This window comes from Natronoglycomyces albus, from assembly GCF_016925535.1.
GTDB classification, from domain to species: Bacteria; Actinomycetota; Actinomycetes; order Mycobacteriales; family Micromonosporaceae; genus Natronoglycomyces; species Natronoglycomyces albus.
In genome coordinates, this window is record NZ_CP070496.1 from 2216201 (window position 1) to 2232365 (window position 16165).

Consider the following 16165-nt stretch of genomic DNA (forward strand, 5'->3'; position numbering starts at 1 on the left):
GCCAGGTCTACGAAGGAGACTCATCGTGAAGCGCAGACTTCCCCGCTTCTGGGCATCAATAGCCGCCACGTTCGGTGCCGTCGTCCTCGCCACGTCGCTCGCCACCGCTCCTGCCGCAGCCGAGTACACTCCGACCACTGCCAATGACGGATACTCGGTAGCCTCCATTCCTCCGGGCATCCCCACTCTCTCCCAGGCCCAAAGCCAACTCAACGGGCTCACCGTCGAACCCGAAGGTTCCCGAGACGGTTACAGTCGAGATCTATTCCCACACTGGCGGGTCGTCGAATCACCGTGCACCGCTCGCCAATACGTCCTCGTCCGCGACGGCAGCAACGTCCAGACCGACAGCAACTGCCAGCCCACATCGGGATCCTGGTTCTCCGAATTCGACGGAGAAACCACCACCAACGCCGGGGACTTCGACATCGATCACATGGTGCCGCTAGCCGAAGCGTGGAGATCCGGCGCCGCCTCCTGGACCACCGCCGAACGCGCCGAATTCGCCAACGACGTGAACTCCTCGGCGCTGTGGGCCGTCAGTCGATCCTCCAACGCTTCAAAGGGTGACCGCGACCCGGCCGAGTGGATGCCCCCTCGCACCGCCATTCACTGCGACTACGCCAAGTCCTGGATCAACGTCAAACACCTCTACGATCTGAGCGTCGATGCGGCCGAACGCTCAGCGCTACAAAGCACCCTCGATACAGCCTGCTAAGTCCCGTCTCCTCCAAGTGAGAGCATCGGTTCCGGGTCCGGGGTGCCGGAACCGATGCTCTGTCTCCATCCTCCAACAACGTCCCGGTACCCCAACGATTCATGGTCTTGTGCATGTCCCTCTGGTGCACAAGACCATGAATCGTTTCAAGTCCCAGCGCTAGAGGCTAAGCATCTGCGCTATACCCATTGCGAACAGCCCATACGGCGGCCTGCGTGCGGTCCGCCGCGCCAATCTTCAACAAGATGTTCGTCACGTGAGTCTTGACTGTTTTCTCTGCCACCGTCAAATGGCGAGAGATTTGCCGGTTCGTCTGCCCGGCCGTGATCAGTTGCAACACTTGTTTCTCACGCGGAGTCAGCTCGACGGCCGAGGGGGTCGAACCGCCGCCTTTGGGATTCATCAGATGGCGCATCGCCTGGGGAGCCAGCAAGTTCTGACCCGCATATACGGTCGCGATCGCTTGTACCAGTGCGTGCGGCTCGATGTCCTTGTACACAAAGCCTGCCGCTCCGGCCTGAACCGCCGCCGGTACATGCTCAACATCAGTTGCCGAGGTGAGTACAATGACCTGCGGCATCGGGTCAGCTCCTCCCCGCAACGCCTCCAATACCCCCTGGCCGTCCATATGTGGCATCTTCAAATCAAGCAACACCACGTCAGGGCGATGCAGGGCAATCGCGTCGAGTGCTTCAATCCCGTTCTCGGCCTCCGCAACAACCTCCAGCTCAGCACGAGTATCCAGGTAGGCCCGCAATCCTTGCCGCACCACCGGGTGATCATCGACCAAAAGCACTGAAATGACGTCCTCATTCATTCGGGATCTCCAAGCTAAGCCGCGTTCCACGGCCCGGACTGGACTGGATGTGGAGCCGCCCCCCGATGGTGCTGGCGCGGTCAGTCATGGACAACACCCCCATACCGCGGGTGGCGGCCTCGGAGGGATCAAAACCGACCCCGTCGTCGGAAATTTCCACCCGCAGAACCTCAGTGGCGTGGGCTGTGACCAGAATCCGCTCAGCGTGAGCGTGTCGCAAGGCGTTGTGAAGTGCCTCCCGCACAATGCGCAAGACGTCCACTTCCTGGTTCTTCTCCAGCCGCGACTCGCCTGAGACCTCGACCTCAATGTGCGCCGGATGCGACTGACTGACCAGTTCAATCTGGCGTCGCAAGCATTCCAGCAGCCCCTCTCGGTCGAGGTCCGCGGGCCGCAATTCGACGATGACAGCTCGCAACTCGGCCACCGCTTCCCGAGCAAGCTGCGATACTTGCCCCATCAGCGCCCGGGCGCGTTCAGGGTCGGATTCGACAAGCGATTCTGCCGCCTGAGAGGTCAGCCGAAGAGAAAACAGCCGCTGAGACACCGCGTCATGCAGGTCCCGCGCCAGACGATTGCGTTCCTCCACAATCGAAAGCTCCCGCGAACGTTCGTAAAGGCGAGCATTGCGCAGGGCGATTCCGGCATGCAAGGCCAGTAGTGTCAGCCGCTCGGCATCGTCCTCAGAGAAACCGGGTTTGCCAGAGTCGTTGGCAACCACCACCAGCCCAATGTTCTCCTCTTCGTCCTCACCTCCGAAAATCGGCACCCCTAGAAACGCCGCCATGACCGGATGGGCTTTCGGAAAGTACTCAAAACGCGGGTCGCGCCGAATGTCGTCCAGACGCACAGGTTGACGCTGGCTCAGCATGGCGGCAAGCAGGCCATGCTGGCGTGGCAACGGCCCAATGGCCAAACGTTGTTTGTCCCCAATGCCATCGGTGATGAACTCGGCAAACCCACCGAAGTCGTCCGGAATTCCCACCGCCGCGTAGTCAGCGCCAACCAACTGGCGGGCCGACTGGGCAATAACCGTCATCACCTCGGCCGCCGACAAGTTCCGGTTGATCGCGGCGACAGCCTGGCTGACCTCATGCAGAACCCGCATGGGTTCGTGCGAACGGGGATCGGACATGACTTCACTATATAAGGCACCCGGCCCCGGCTAGTCGCCGAACAGCCACCCTCGACGCCGTTTTCGCAGCTCAGCAAATTACTCGACCTCATGGAGGGCATATTGGACCAATGGTCCTAAGACCAGCGGACCAGTACTCAATGCGACCTTAGCCCCAGGCGCGCGACCGCACTTCTTCATAACCTCGAAACCATGAATTCGAACTCACGCATTGCACTCATCACCGGCGCTTCCCGCGGACTCGGGAAAGCCCTCGCCCGGCAGTTGGCCAATGAAGGATGGACTCTCCTTTTGACTGCCCGTGGCGAGGCGGCCCTATCCGAGACCGCCACCGAAATCGGCGCCCACTATCTGGCCGGAGACGTGGCCGATCCACATCACCGCGATCGGCTCACCAAGAAAGCCCACGAGTTGGGAGGGTTGGACCTGCTGGTCAATAATGCCTCCAGTCTTGGGCCGACCCCGCTGCCAAAGCTGGCTGACGTCTACGTTGACGAACTTGCGCCCTTGTTCACCACCAATGTGTTCGCGCCGCTGGCGCTAACCCAGGCGATACTTCCACTCGTGCGGGCCCGCCAAGGGGCCATCATCACCATCTCCTCAGACGCGGCCACCGAGCCCTACGAACAGTGGGGAGCCTACGGCTCCACAAAGGCGACTCTAGACCAGATAGCCAATGTGCTGGGAGCCGAAGAACCCGACATTCGGGTGTGGGCCGTGGAACCCAGCGATATGAACACCGCCATGCTGCACGAGGCCCTGGGACCGGCCGAAGCGGCCGGGGCGAATCCACCCCAGCGGCCCGCAGCGGCAATAGCGCACCTCATCCGACTGCGGCCCGCATCAGGCCGCGTCCGGGCCCTCGACTTTGAAACCGAGTCGGCTCAGCCTCATTTCGAACAACTGCCCACGGAGGTGCGACCATCATGACCACGATCATTCCCCCGGCCTTGGAGTTCACGCTTGACCCATCGCTAGAGGCGTCTGCCCCGACCGAGAAGCGAAACTCATCGCGGTCCGACGTTCGGCTACTGCTGTCGGACTCCACCGCCGGGAAAGTCTCTCACCACTGGTTCTCCCAAATCCCGACGCTTCTGCGTCCAGGAGACCTCATGGTCGTCAATAACTCCGCGACTGTCGCCGCCTCGGTGCCCACCTCCGGTGGACTACTCGTGCATTTTTCCACCGAATTGGAGAAAGACGTTTGGCTGATTGAACTGCGGCAACCACACGGACACTCACATAGCCCCTATGCGGGTGGTCTGACCGGCGACACACTGCAGCTACCGGGCAAAACCCGCCTCAGGCTGCTTGAGCCCTACTCGTCACGACTGTGGAGAGCCCACATCACCGGGCTTGACGTACTGCGGTTGTTGGAGCGGCACGGTGCCCCGATTCGCTACTCATATGTCGATGAAGCCTGGCCCTTGAGCGACTATCAAACAGTTTTCGCCACCGAACCCGGAAGTGCCGAGATGCCCTCAGCGGGGCGTCCCTTCACCCCCGAGGTGGTCACGAAGCTCGTCTCAGCGGGAATCGGCATTCGGCCCGTCACCCTCCATACTGGCGTGTCGTCATTGGAGGGTCACGAACTCCCCTATCCCGAGCGTTTCGACGTACCTGATTACACCGCCCGGGCGGTGCGCTCAACCCGCGCCAACGGCGGACGTGTCATCGCCGTGGGAACCACGGTCGTTCGGGCGCTGGAATCCGCCGTCGATTCCACTGGAGAAGTTCAAGCAACTTCGGGCCTGACCAGTCATATCGTGACTCCCACGGTCGGAGTGCAAGCAGTAGACGGGCTGCTGACCGGATTGCACGAACCGGCATCAACTCATCTGGCCATGCTGGAGGCCATCAGCGATCACTCGATGCTCCACCGCAGCTACCGCGAAGCCATCGACCAACGCTATCTATGGCACGAGTTCGGGGACGTACATCTGATTCTTTGAAGACCATCCGAAATCCAGAAATGGCCCCCCGCGACCGCAGGCCGCCCTCCTCTCTGTCGAGGTCGGCGGCCTGCGGCTCCCTATCGAGATGAGGTGAAAAGATGGCCCTATGCCCGTTGACCCACTCACCGCTGCTCTACCGACGCCCCTCGAGGAGATAGCCGCCCCCTGGTTGGAAGACTCCGAGGTCCGCCTGCTGCTCAAAAGAGAGGACCTCATTCACCCTCTCCTACCGGGAAACAAGTGGCGCAAGCTGCGCTACAACCTCGAGACCGCGCGGACACAGGGACACGACACCTTGCTGACCTTCGGCGGGGCATACTCCAACCACATCAGGGCCGTAGCCGCCGCCGGTAAACTCGCAGGATTCGCCACAATCGGCGTTATTCGAGGAGAGGCACACGACCCACTCAACCCCTCGTTGCAATTCGCACACGACCAGGGCATGCAATTGACCTATCTCGACCGTGCGACGTACCGGCGCAAGCACGAGCCAGACGTCATCGACGCCCTTAACACCGAGTTCAAAGACTGCTATCTCATCCCTGAGGGTGGCAGCAACGCCCTGGCAGTCAAAGGCTGCGCCGAGATCCCAGGCGAAATCGCATCCGACTACGACCTCATCTGCTGCCCGGTCGGTACAGCTGGAACACTCGCGGGAATCGCCACCGGGCTACCGGAAGGAAAGCGCGCGCTGGGCTTCTCCGCCCTCAAAGGCGGCCACTTCCTCCACGACCAGACGGCTCGCCTGCAACTGGCGGCGACCGGCCAGGTACGGAACAACTGGAGCATCGCCACTGAGTTCCACTGCGGCGGCTACGCCAAACGTAACCGCGAACTGGAGGAGTTCATCAACTCCTTCGCCGAGGAACACGGCATTATCCTCGAATGGGTCTATGTGGCGAAGATGCTCTACGGCATACGCTCTATGACCAAGGCTGGCGCATTCTCACCGGGAACCACCATCATCGCCCTCATCACCGGATGAAGAAGCACGCTCAGCGAAGCGATCTTGCAGGTTATCCAACGTCTTCTCAATGTTGCGTCGATTGACCCGCGGATAGGGCGTAAACCGGAACAGCCACGACCAACGAGCCGGGCCCCAGTCGAAAGTCTCAGTGACCTTCGTCTTCGTACCACCTTCCATGGGCTCCAACTGCCAGCGCCAACGGTGTCCGTGGAAGTGACGCCAGGCGATGAGCCGGTTCTCCTCGAACTCGACCACCGTATTGAGGATCTTGTAGGAGGCTCCAATCTTCATGTCCATGCCGAATGTGGAGCCCAGCTCCAGGCGCTGATGGCTAGATTTCCGGTTACCCACGACCGTTCCTGAGCCGTCCAGCTCGGGGTGCCGCGCAGGGTCGGTAAGGAGATCGAAGATCTCTTCGGGTTTGGCCGCGATGACGCGGGTTCCCGATACTTGTCGTTGTCCCATACAGTGACCCTACTGTGCGGTAGGGGTCTGGCTCTAGTACTTCGCCAGGCCGCGTGGAAGGCCTCGATCAAACAGCCGCCGTCGCGTTCTCGGCGCTCGTGGCTGTAAGCAGCTGAGAGGTGGCCAAGTCGCGGTACATGTCGTCACTGGCAATCAGCTCCTCGTGGGTTCCCTCGGCTCGGACGACTCCGGCATCCATGACCACAATCTTGTCGGCGCTGGCCACGGTCGAGAGGCGGTGGGCGACGACGATGACATTGGTTTGTTCGGCGGCTGTGGCGATGACGCGGCGCAGGGCTTCCTCGTTAGTCGCGTCGAGCTGGGAGGTGGCCTCGTCCATCAGCAGCAGGCGGGGCTTGCGCAGCAGGGCCCGGGCGATGGCGACCCGTTGCCGCTCTCCCCCGGACAGGGTGGTCCCCCGGTGGCCGATCGTGGCGTCGAGTCCACCTGGAATTTCGGCGACCAGGTTGGACAGCTGTGCGCTTTCGATCGCTTGTTCCAGGTCCTGGTCAGTGGCATTTGGCGCTGCCAGTAGGAGATTGTCCCGCAGGGTGCCGTCGAGGACGGGAGCGTCCTGTTCGACGTAGCCGATCATGGATCTTAGGGCAGACAGCGGCCATTGCTCGACCGGAGTCCCGTTAATGCTGACGGTGCCGCTGGAAATCGGGTAGAAGCGCTCGATGAGCGAAAATACGGTGCTCTTTCCGGCCCCGGAAGGTCCGACGAGAGCCGTGAGGCCGCGCCCGGCTGCCTCGAATGTCACTCCGTGGTGCACGAGGGGAAGGTTGTCGCGGTAGCGGAAGGTGACGTCTGCGAAGGCCACCTCCAGTGGGCCCTCAAGATCAAGTCGATTATCGGCGCTGCTGACGGGCTCGCCTTCCAGGTCGGCCACATCGTCGATGCGTTTGATGGCGGCGAGGCCGGTTTGCAACTGGGTAGCCGATTGCACCAGGACTGAGATGGGTTCCATGAGATAGAACAGCAAGAGCAGGAATCCGATGAGTGTCGCGACGTCCATGGTTCCAGCGGCCACTCGCCCCCCGCCGATGCCCAGTACGGACATGAAGGCGATATTGACTGGCATCCAGGCGACGACCCCGCCCAGGGCTTCCCACACGGCCACGGTCAGACCCTTGCGCCACGATTCGCGGGCGGCTCCTTCGAGGCGGTCGATCTCGGCGTCCTCGGCCCCGTTGGCCTTGATCGTGCGAAACGCCCCAAACCCGCGTTCCAGTATGGAACCCATATCGCCGAGGGCCTCTTGGGAGGCAACGGTCGCGGCGCGGATGCGAGGCAGGATCACTCGCATGATGAGTGCGACGGTGATGATCAACGCGAAGGTGATGCCAAAGAGCAACAGGTCAAGCCAGGCCATCAAGACGATGCCGCCCAGCAGTAGGAACGCCGAGGTGGTCCCGTTGACGATGGCGGCGCTGACGACGGTCCGCAGCAGTGTCGTATCTGAGGTCAACCGGGCGACCAGATCCCCCGGTTTGAGGCGGTCGACTTCGGAGACGGTCAGCCGGACGAGTCGGCCAATGAGGCGCTTGCGAACTGTGAAGACGATGTCCTGGCCAGCTCGTTGCAAGAGGTAGGCGGCGAAGGAGCCGACCACGCCGCCGACAACCACCGCCGTGGCGAGAATGATGAGTGGGCCACGCAAGCCCGATTCGTCTTCGAGAGCTTGGATGATGGACATCGCCATCAGCGGTTGCAAGAGGCCGATGGCTCCGGCCACGAAGGCGAGACTTCCGCCAATGATCAATAGTCCGGTGTGTTGGGCCGCGTAGGAGAAGAGCCGTTTCATAGGCGCCTTCGTTTCGGTCTTCCCTGGGGTTTCGGGCGCTCCACCGTCGACCTCAAAGTCGCCCGATTCCTCGAGTGGGGCGGGGCTCTCGGGCGCGGGGGCGCTGCGGTGTGCCATGCGGGACTCCGGTTTCACAGGGATTGTCGGCTAATGCCAAGTTACCGCCATGATGAGGTTGATTCACCATCCCGCAGGAGTAAATCAATGCCCTACCGTGGGAGGAGGATATCCACCGTGGTCGGCGGCGAGCCTGCTGCGCGTCGGTGTCGAACAGGCTCGGCCGATTCATGCGGTGGCTTCACTCATTGGCGAATGGGTGAGCACTGCGGTGGTTGCGCAGAGCGTGCGCCCACCAGCTGAGCTGGTCTAGCATCGTCGCGGCCGACTTGTCGCACAGGGTGGGATCGATGATGTTTCCCTCATCATCGAAGGATTCCCAGAAGTTCGGAAAGCAGACCGTGTCACGGATAGCCACGGCGTTGAGCTCAGCGAATACCAGTCTCAGCTGCTCAACCGCCCGTAGGCCTCCCGAGACTCCGCCGTAGCTGACGAACGAAATGGGCTTGGCGGCCCATTCGGAATATAGCCAGTCAATACCGGTCTTCAACGGGGCCGGAAAGCTATGGTTGTACTCGGGTACGACCACCACGACAGCGTCGGCTTTGCCAATGCGCTTTCCGTAGTCGAGTACGGCCTGAGGTATGTCGCTCTCATTCTCGACCAGAGTATCGGGAAGGGCGACCTCAGCCAGATCGATGACGTCAACGGTGAATTCGGCATGTTCGTTGGCGCGCTGGGCAAACCAGCGAGTAACCATGGGGCTGACGCGGCCCTGTCGGGTGCTACCAACGATGACGGCGAGATTCAATGGGTTCGACATAGTGTCCTCCAATGTGAGTGTGTCGTTCACTGTCACCACCATGCGGGCCGGCGATTACACAATCCTTACGACCGGATGATGCCCCACCCGTAACCAGTGCGAGATACTCGACATTTCGGGTGTTGGCGCCTAAATGATGCCTCCTTACTGTTCTGTTGCGCGCCGATACGTGGCGCGGATTTGAGATGGACCACGTGGTGGCATTGTCGACATTGGCTACCGACCGGACTCGCGACAGTCACCGTTTGGACGAACCGAAGCGAAAGAATATGCTGGGTGGATGAAATTCGGAGCGCTCGGCCCCATCACAGTCTGGGACGACCAGGGACGCGAACTCACTGTCCCCGGCGTCAAAGTGCGTGCCCTTTTGGCTATGCTCCTCATTCATCGCGGCCAGGTCGTGTCTGTCGACAAGCTCGTGGACGCGTTGTGGGGCCATGCCGCTCCAGGCGATGCCGCAGCCGTTCTGCGCACGAAAGTAACTCACCTACGCCGAGTCATTGACCAGGCCGGAGGCAATGGCCGTTCCACTGTCCTGTGGCGTTCCCCCGGCTATGTCCTCGATGTCGCGGCGCAAGCGGTGGACTTTGAGGAGTTCGCCGCCATCATCGCCTCGGCTCGCAAAGAACAGTACGCACGTGGCACCGTCGAGTATCTCTCCTGGGGCCTCAGTAATTGGCGCGGTGAAGCCTTCGGCGAATTCCGTGACGAACTTTTCGCCAAGGCCATGGTGGCTCAGCTCGAAGAGCAGCGCATTGAGGCAATCGAGGAACGTGCCGAGGCGCGGCTTGAGTTGGGCGACCCGGCCTGGCTGACCTCTGAACTGGCCGAGGTCACCGAACACTACCCCCTGCGAGAACGCTTGCACGCAGTCTGGATGCGGGCGTTGTATCAACAGGGACGCCAAAATGAAGCGCTAGAGGTCTATGCGAAGTTGGCCCATCGGCTGCGCGAGGATATGGGCCTCGATCCCAGTCCAAATCTTGCCGCGCTACAACAATCCATTCTGCGGCAAGAAGAACCGGCCGCCCCCACTGAGAGCACTGCCGTGCCTCCTAGGCGAAATGCCTCTCGCGTTCCCACTCCCTTGACAGACATCATCGGCCGCGATGAGGACATCCGGCAAGCCCGCAAGTCCCTGCGAGAGAACCGCTTGGTCACCATTGCCGGTCCGGGCGGAGTGGGAAAGACACGCCTGGCTATCGAAATCGGAAATGAGTCCGCCGAGGAATATCCCGACGGGATCTGGTTTGTTGACCTAGCGCCCATTCCGGCTCCCTCAGGCGGGCCGGACGCCGATACGCGCGCCCAACACTCCATCCACGACGCTATCGCGCGGGCCATCGGGTTGCGAGACGACTACGCCGCCAGCAAGCACTCGTTCGAAAATCCGTCCCATCGCGACCGCCAGCCAGATACCGACACGCAACTCGCCTGTACTCCAGACCAACCCGAGCTGGCAGGCCGCATATCCAGTTTCCTCATGATCACTCGGTCTCTACTGATTGTGGACAATGCCGAGCACCTTCTCGAGGCCACCGCGAACGTCATTCGGCAACTGCTGTCCTCCACCGCTGATGTGCGGGTGTTGGTCACCAGCCGAGAGCCGTTCCGTTCACCATACGAGCAACTTCTAACCCTGCCCCCGTTGGACGTTCCGGGGGCACAAGCACACTTGGATCCAACCGACCTACATCGCTTCGCCGCTGTGAACCTGTTTCTAGCTCGCGCCCAATCGGCGGGGGTGAGGATTGATCCGACCCAGGAGAACCTCGCCCGGGTGTCCACAGTCTGCCGTCGCCTCGATGGCCTCCCGCTGGCGGTTGAACTGGCCGCCGCCAAGGTCCGGGCGCTGGGTTTGGAACACCTGGTAGAACGGCTTGATGATCGGTTCCGACTCCTCGCCACCGCTTCCTCAGGTGCCGATCCGCGCCACCAAACTCTACGCTCAGTCATCGACTGGAGCTGGGACATGCTCTCAGAAACCGAGCGAATGCTCTTGCGTCGAATATCCGTCTCCGCAGGCGGTTACCTGCTGGAGGCTGCCGAGAACGTAGCCGGATTCGGAGAACTCAATCCGACCGACATTGTGGAAACGCTGTCGCGATTGGTCGAACAATCGCTGCTATTCGCCTACGAAACTCCTCACGGCATGCGGTACCGGATGCTGGAGTCCATCGCCGCCTATGCGCTGGAACGGCTCGGCGCCTCCGGCGAATACCACACCGTCACGTCGCGACACGTGGCGTACTTTTCCTCACTGGTCACCGAAGCCGAGCAACGGCTGCGCACGCATGAGCAGTGCCACTGGCTCAAGGCCATGCAAGCGGAGTCCGATAACCTTCGTTCCGCGCTAAGCTACGCCACCGAATCGAGCGACCCCGTCGCTGCGCTGCGGGTAGCCAACTCATCGGTGTGGTTCTGGTTCATGCGCGGACGCCTCACCGAGGCGCATTGGTCACTCGCCGAAGCGATTCACACCGCTGAGGCGACGACCACAAACGACTCGTCCGTCGACACTTTGCTCGCAGAAGCCCGCAATTGGCTGGCCGCCCTGCGACTACGAATCAATGCTGGAATCGACCAAACAGCTGAGACCACAGCGCTCTTGCGCTCCTGTCCCACCGACAGCGCCCGGCTACGCCGTTCCCGCTGGTTTCTGGCCTTCACCATGGTCTGCTCCGAACACACATCCAACATCACCGTGGAACCGGGCACACCGGTGGAGGCAGCGCTAACAGGGACAACTGCAGACGACGTGTGGGGCGAGGCCGCCTCCGTCCTTGGCCGTGCTGGAATCGCCCTGACACTAGGCCGCGAGGACGAGGGACAACAACTCGCCGAAGAAGCGGCCACCCTATTCGATCGCCAAGGCGATAACTGGGGCTGGCTACAGGCCACCTGTTTCCTCAGCTGCGTCGCAGAGAGCCACGGAGATATGGACACGTCCCAAAAACTCAACCAGTCAGCGCTGGAAGTCGCAGAAGCACTAGAACTGACCAGCGAATACTCGATGCTACTGTCCAAAATGGGGTTGGCGGCTCTGGTGCGCGGAGAATTCGGCGATGCGCGCCAATGGTATCAACGGGCCCGCCATCTGGCCGGGGACCAGTGCGACTCCACCGTTGTCGGCATCGCGGAGGCAGGCTTGCGTCTGGTCGATAGACGACGCAGTGGAGGCAGCGTCATCGCCGAACTCGAACGGGAAATCCGGCCCGCGGTTCCGGCACCGACATGGGAGAAAGCCGCCTCATAGCCCCATCGGCGCTATGGGCCCACGAATCGCAGCCGGTCGAGCCAACGCCGCGACTCTCACCCGGTCCGCGATGCGGCGACCAGCCACCTCACCCACTAACAGAGCTCTTGAAGACTGAACTACCTGGCCTGGGCAGTCTTCTCGACACGGTCACATCGGTAGCTCCCTCCGCCAGCCAGGGCCGCCCGCATTCACGGACGGCCCTAGCCTAGAGCCTTATCGGCTAGCGAATCAGGACTTCGTACCCACCAACTCAGATTGCGCAGCCTCATCGACGGAGTTGCCCAGCTGCCGTTGCAGCTTCTCGCCCTCCACATCGACGTTGGGAATAATCCGATCAAGCCACCGTGGGACCCACCAGGCGCCTTTGCCCAACAGACTCAGCAAAGCCGGGATGATCGTCATCCGCACCACAAACGCGTCGAACGCGATCGCCACGGCCAGGCCGAAACCAATCGGGGCGATCAGATCCTCAGGACTGAAGATGAATGCCGCGAACACGCTGATCATGATCAACGCCGCAGCCGTCACCACCCGGGCGCTGTGCGAAAAGCCCGTGACGATCGCCTGGCGCGGGTCCTCCCCGTGCACGTACGCCTCACGCATTCGCGTCACCAGGAAAATCTGATAGTCCATCGCCAAACCAAACACGATACCGATCATCAAAATCGGCATGACGCTCATGATCGGGCCCGGTTCATCGATCCCGAACAGGCTCGAGGCCCATCCCCACTGGAAAACCGCCACCAAAGCGCCCATGGCGGCCGCGACACTGAGCAAGAATCCCAGCGCGGCGGTCAGGGGAACCAACAGGGAGCGGAACACCATCAGCAGAAGAATTAGTGACAGACCCACAATGAGCGCCAGATAGAACGGCAGCGCATCCGCCAAGGTCTCCGAAATGTCAATGTCAATCGCGGTGGGCCCCGACACGGCCCAATCAGCACCGGAGAAACCGGCCAACTCGGCGCGGATGTCATGCACCAACTGGGTCGTCTCCGCGCTGGCGGGCCCATGCTCGGGAATAACGGAGAACAAAACCGTATCGGCCTGCTCGTTGGGCATGGCCTGCTCGTCGACGGCGAGAACTCCTTCGAGCCCGTCGATAGCCGCGGCGGCCTCGGCCGCTGCGGAGAACGGGTCAGTGCCCGGCTCAAGATCCCCCACCATCAGCAACGGGCCATTGAAACCTGGACCGAAGCCTTCCGAAATGAAGTCATACGCCTGACGCTGGGTTGATTCTTCGCTAAACGATCCTTCGTCAGGCAAAGCCAACTCCATATCCGTCATCGGTATGGCAATGACGCCCAGGAAAAGGATTCCGGTCAGGCCTGTCAAAAGTGGACGCTTCACCACAGCCGTCGACCAGCGCCGCCCAAGCGTCGGGGTAGTGCGCTGTTTCCCCGCGTCGATCGCGGCCCGCTGTTTGCGAGTATGGATTCGCTTGCCCGCTATGCCGGCGAGGGCTGGCAGCAGCGTCAACGCGATGACCACGGCCACAAGCACAGTCGCGGCGGCGGCCAGCGCCATCTTGGTCAAGAATGGGATCTGGACGACCGAAAGACCTGTCAGAGCAATGGCGACCGTGAGGCCAGCGAAGAAGACCGCCGAACCCGCCGTACCGACCGCGCGCCCCATGGCTTCCTCTCGACTGAGGTTGCCCGCCAACTCGGCCCGGTATCGCATGAGGATAAACAGGGCGTAGTCGATGCCGACCGCCAGCCCAAGCATGGTCGCGAGGGTGCCAGTTTCCGAGCTGAGGTCGGTGAAGTAGGTGGCGGCCGAGATGCCGGCTACGCCGATGCCGACGCCGATGATGGCAGTCAGAATCGGTAGTCCGGCAGCCACTAGGGCACCGAAGGTGAAGGCTAGGACGACCGCCGCTACAGCTAGACCGACTAGTTCCGCAGTGCCAAGGTCGGGTTCGACCATGAATGCGTCGCCACCGGCTTCGACGGTGAGGCCAGCCGCTTGTCCGGTTTCAATCGCGGAGGTCAAGGCATCGCGGGCATCGTCGGACAAGGCCATCGCATCGGCGGTAAAGCTGATGTTGGCCAGAGCCATCGTCTCGTCGAGGCTAATCGGGCCTTCTTCGAACGGGTTGCTGATGGAAGCTAGCTGGGGTGCCTCGGCAATTTCGGCCAGGACCCGCTCTATGGCGGCCACAGATTCGGACTCAGTGATGGAGTGCCCGTCCTCGGCCACGAAAACTACCCGGGCGCTCGCGCCGTCTGCGGCGAAGCCGGGGAATCGCTCTTCGAGCAAGTCAAAGGCAGCTTGGGATTCGGTGCCGGGGAGCTCGAAGTTTGGTTCGGTCTCCTGGGCCATGGTCGCCGCGGCGGTGCCGATGCCAAGCAGGACGATAAGCCAGGTAGCTAGCACTAGCCAGCGGCGCCTATAGGCGCCTTTTCCGAGTCGATAGAGGTACGTCGCCACGGTATGTCTCCAATCGTGTGCGGTGTTTGTGGCACCGCGGGGCGGTTTTTGGGTGTGTTGATTTGCCCGAGGCTCGCGGCTGGGTCTTCCGGGGGCCGGCATGTCAGCGATGAACTTCGGTAGTGGTGGTCGCAGTCGTGGGTTAGCTCGTGCGGCTAGATGAATGGGCCTCCGAGTCATCGGCGTTGACGCTGGCGGGTTGCAGGTCGGGGTGGTTGAACTCGATGGAGTCGAATGCTTCGGTGATGAGTTCGATCAGGGCCGGGCCGTCTTCGTTGTCAAGCCATTGGTCGATCGATGCTTGCACAGCGGCGCAGGCGGCGGCGCCAAAGATTTTGGGAGAGAAGTCGCGAGTGAGATCTTTGCCGGTGATATCGCAAATTACTTGCGTGAGCAGGGCGGATTGTTCGGAGTATTGCCTTGCGTGGTAGGCGGCCAGAGCTGGAGACTCCCGGCAGAGTTGCTCCCGACGGCGAAATTCCTCGTCGGTCAGATCCATCTCGCTCATCAACTCCACGATGCCGTCGCGCAGGGACGCCCACAGTGTGTGGGTGGTGGCCCGCTCGCGCACGAAGTCAAAGAGGGAGAACGCGGCGTTTTGCTGGATGTAGAGGACGGCTTCCTCTTTGGAGGAGAAATAGTTGTGAAACGTGCGTTTTGACACGCCTGCCCGCTCGGCGATCTGGTCGGAGGTTATCGCTTCGAATCCGTCGCGTAGGGCTAGCTCCCACGCGGCCTTGTAGATGGCCAGGCGGGTCGATTCCTTCTTGCGCTCCCGGAAGCTCAGTTCTCCCATGGCCCGACAGTAGCAGGGGTAAATAGTGTTCACATAATGCACTCCCTGCATTTTTGCAAAGTGTGCACTTATTCACAGTGGCGCGCTTCCGGCGCGAACGCGCCGCCAATCGATGGTGGTCAATGCCGGCCCGCCCCTATCCCGGCCGCATGGCTGCTTCCACAGGCGGGTAGGTCAAATCCCCACCGGCTTCGAAAACTCTGAAGTTTTTCTCTTCTCAACGATGAAATTCCACGCACAGCGCAGTCTTATCTATGTATCCGCAAAATGAGAGGGCAACATCATGAGTGGGACAATCTTTGTCAATCTCCCGGTCGCCGACCTGGAAGCATCCAAGAAGTTCTATTCGAACATTGGGTTCGATAACGTACCGGCCTACTCCGATGAGAACGCAGCCGGAATGCGATACAGCGACACCATTTTCGTCATGCTGCTAACGACGGAGTTCTTCAGCACCTTCACAAATAGGCCAGTCGGGGACATAAACTCGCCGATCTCAAGTATTTACTGCCTCACCTGCGAGAGCACGGACGCCGTCGATAAAATCTACGAAGCCGCGGTCGCCAATGGAGCCATAAAGGGCAAGGAGATACCAGACATGGGAATGTACGTGCGTACCTTTTCCGATCTCGATGGGCACGCCTGGGAGATCCTGCATATGCCCGAACCACAGTAGCACCGCTGCGGCTGGCGCAAAGGCGCTCACCTGAGGCACAGGAGGCGACGTCTGCACAGGTAAACGAGCCGACGAGAACCCCGTAAGCGCTTTTGTGAAAGCCTCACTGGCCACGCGGCACGTTCTCTCACAAGCCCAGATCACTGCTCTAGAGCAGTATCGAACGACTGTGTCGATGTGCGGCATCTCGACGATGACGCGATCGAGAATGCCAGCGAGGTGGCCACAAATCTACTTGTCCGATACCCGAAGGAGAG

General features: G+C 61.2%; 13 protein-coding genes. 6 read left to right on the forward strand and 7 right to left on the reverse strand.

From position 1 onward, the window contains the following. Nucleotides 1–25: 25 nt before the first annotated feature. Nucleotides 26–718, forward strand: coding sequence for an HNH endonuclease family protein (locus tag JQS30_RS09420; protein WP_213170037.1), 693 nt, complete (start codon nucleotides 26–28; stop codon nucleotides 716–718). Nucleotides 719–884: 166 nt separating this feature from the next. Here JQS30_RS09420 and JQS30_RS09425 read toward each other — a convergent pair whose 3' ends face one another. Together JQS30_RS09425 and JQS30_RS09430 are read right to left on the reverse strand one after the other, a co-directional pair. Continuing rightward, on the reverse strand, nucleotides 885–1535 hold the full coding sequence (locus JQS30_RS09425) for a response regulator (RefSeq protein WP_213170038.1): 651 nt from the start codon (nucleotides 1533–1535) through the stop codon (nucleotides 885–887). Further along, nucleotides 1528–2670: a GAF domain-containing sensor histidine kinase gene (locus tag JQS30_RS09430; protein WP_246497843.1), complete on the reverse strand. Its 1143-nt coding sequence runs from the start codon at nucleotides 2668–2670 to the stop codon at nucleotides 1528–1530. The genes JQS30_RS09425 and JQS30_RS09430 overlap by 8 nt, the downstream gene beginning before the upstream one ends. Nucleotides 2671–2862: 192 nt before the next feature. Here JQS30_RS09430 and JQS30_RS09435 point away from each other — a divergent pair, with 192 nt between their 5' ends. From JQS30_RS09435 to JQS30_RS09445, 3 genes are all read left to right on the forward strand, one after another. Continuing rightward, nucleotides 2863–3600: an SDR family NAD(P)-dependent oxidoreductase gene (locus tag JQS30_RS09435; RefSeq protein ID WP_213170039.1), complete on the forward strand. Its 738-nt coding sequence runs from the start codon at nucleotides 2863–2865 to the stop codon at nucleotides 3598–3600. After that, nucleotides 3597–4622, forward strand: a complete 1026-nt coding sequence (locus tag JQS30_RS09440) for an S-adenosylmethionine:tRNA ribosyltransferase-isomerase (protein ID WP_213170040.1) — start codon at nucleotides 3597–3599, stop codon at nucleotides 4620–4622. The genes JQS30_RS09435 and JQS30_RS09440 overlap by 4 nt, the downstream gene beginning before the upstream one ends. Nucleotides 4623–4731: 109 nt before the next feature. Continuing rightward, the gene (locus JQS30_RS09445; RefSeq protein WP_213170041.1) at nucleotides 4732–5610 is read left to right on the forward strand and encodes a 1-aminocyclopropane-1-carboxylate deaminase/D-cysteine desulfhydrase; all 879 of its coding nucleotides are present in this window, start codon (nucleotides 4732–4734) and stop codon (nucleotides 5608–5610) included. Here the strand turns inward: JQS30_RS09445 and JQS30_RS09450 are convergent. The 3 genes from JQS30_RS09450 to JQS30_RS09460 all read right to left on the reverse strand — a co-directional run bounded on the left by JQS30_RS09450 (nucleotide 5572) and on the right by JQS30_RS09460 (nucleotide 8744). Continuing rightward, nucleotides 5572–6057 carry an SRPBCC family protein gene (locus JQS30_RS09450; RefSeq protein WP_213170042.1) on the reverse strand — a complete coding sequence of 162 codons (486 nt, stop codon included), beginning with the start codon at nucleotides 6055–6057 and terminating at the stop codon, nucleotides 5572–5574. The genes JQS30_RS09445 and JQS30_RS09450 overlap by 39 nt on opposite strands. A gap of 67 nt (nucleotides 6058–6124) precedes the next feature. Continuing rightward, on the reverse strand, nucleotides 6125–7864 hold the full coding sequence (locus JQS30_RS09455) for an ABC transporter ATP-binding protein (RefSeq protein ID WP_343076210.1): 1740 nt from the start codon (nucleotides 7862–7864) through the stop codon (nucleotides 6125–6127). 298 nt (nucleotides 7865–8162) lie between these two features. Continuing rightward, nucleotides 8163–8744 (reverse strand): NADPH-dependent FMN reductase, encoded by a 582-nt coding sequence (locus JQS30_RS09460; RefSeq protein ID WP_213170044.1) that lies wholly within the window; start codon nucleotides 8742–8744, stop codon nucleotides 8163–8165. 280 nt (nucleotides 8745–9024) lie between these two features. Here JQS30_RS09460 and JQS30_RS09465 point away from each other — a divergent pair, with 280 nt between their 5' ends. Further along, nucleotides 9025–12000 carry an AfsR/SARP family transcriptional regulator gene (locus JQS30_RS09465; RefSeq protein WP_213170045.1) on the forward strand — a complete coding sequence of 992 codons (2976 nt, stop codon included), beginning with the start codon at nucleotides 9025–9027 and terminating at the stop codon, nucleotides 11998–12000. A 231-nt stretch (nucleotides 12001–12231) separates the two neighbouring features. On the opposite strand, the gene JQS30_RS09470 is transcribed toward JQS30_RS09465, so the two are convergent. Next, nucleotides 12232–14436: an MMPL family transporter gene (locus tag JQS30_RS09470; RefSeq protein WP_213170046.1), complete on the reverse strand. Its 2205-nt coding sequence runs from the start codon at nucleotides 14434–14436 to the stop codon at nucleotides 12232–12234. A gap of 142 nt (nucleotides 14437–14578) precedes the next feature. Next, nucleotides 14579–15265, reverse strand: a complete 687-nt coding sequence (locus JQS30_RS09475) for a TetR/AcrR family transcriptional regulator (RefSeq protein WP_213170047.1) — start codon at nucleotides 15263–15265, stop codon at nucleotides 14579–14581. 250 nt (nucleotides 15266–15515) lie between these two features. Between JQS30_RS09475 and JQS30_RS09480 the strand changes: the two genes are divergently transcribed. Then, entirely contained in the window at nucleotides 15516–15908 is a 393-nt protein-coding gene (locus tag JQS30_RS09480) for a VOC family protein (protein ID WP_213170048.1), read from the forward strand. The last annotated feature ends 257 nt before the right edge of the window (nucleotides 15909–16165 follow it).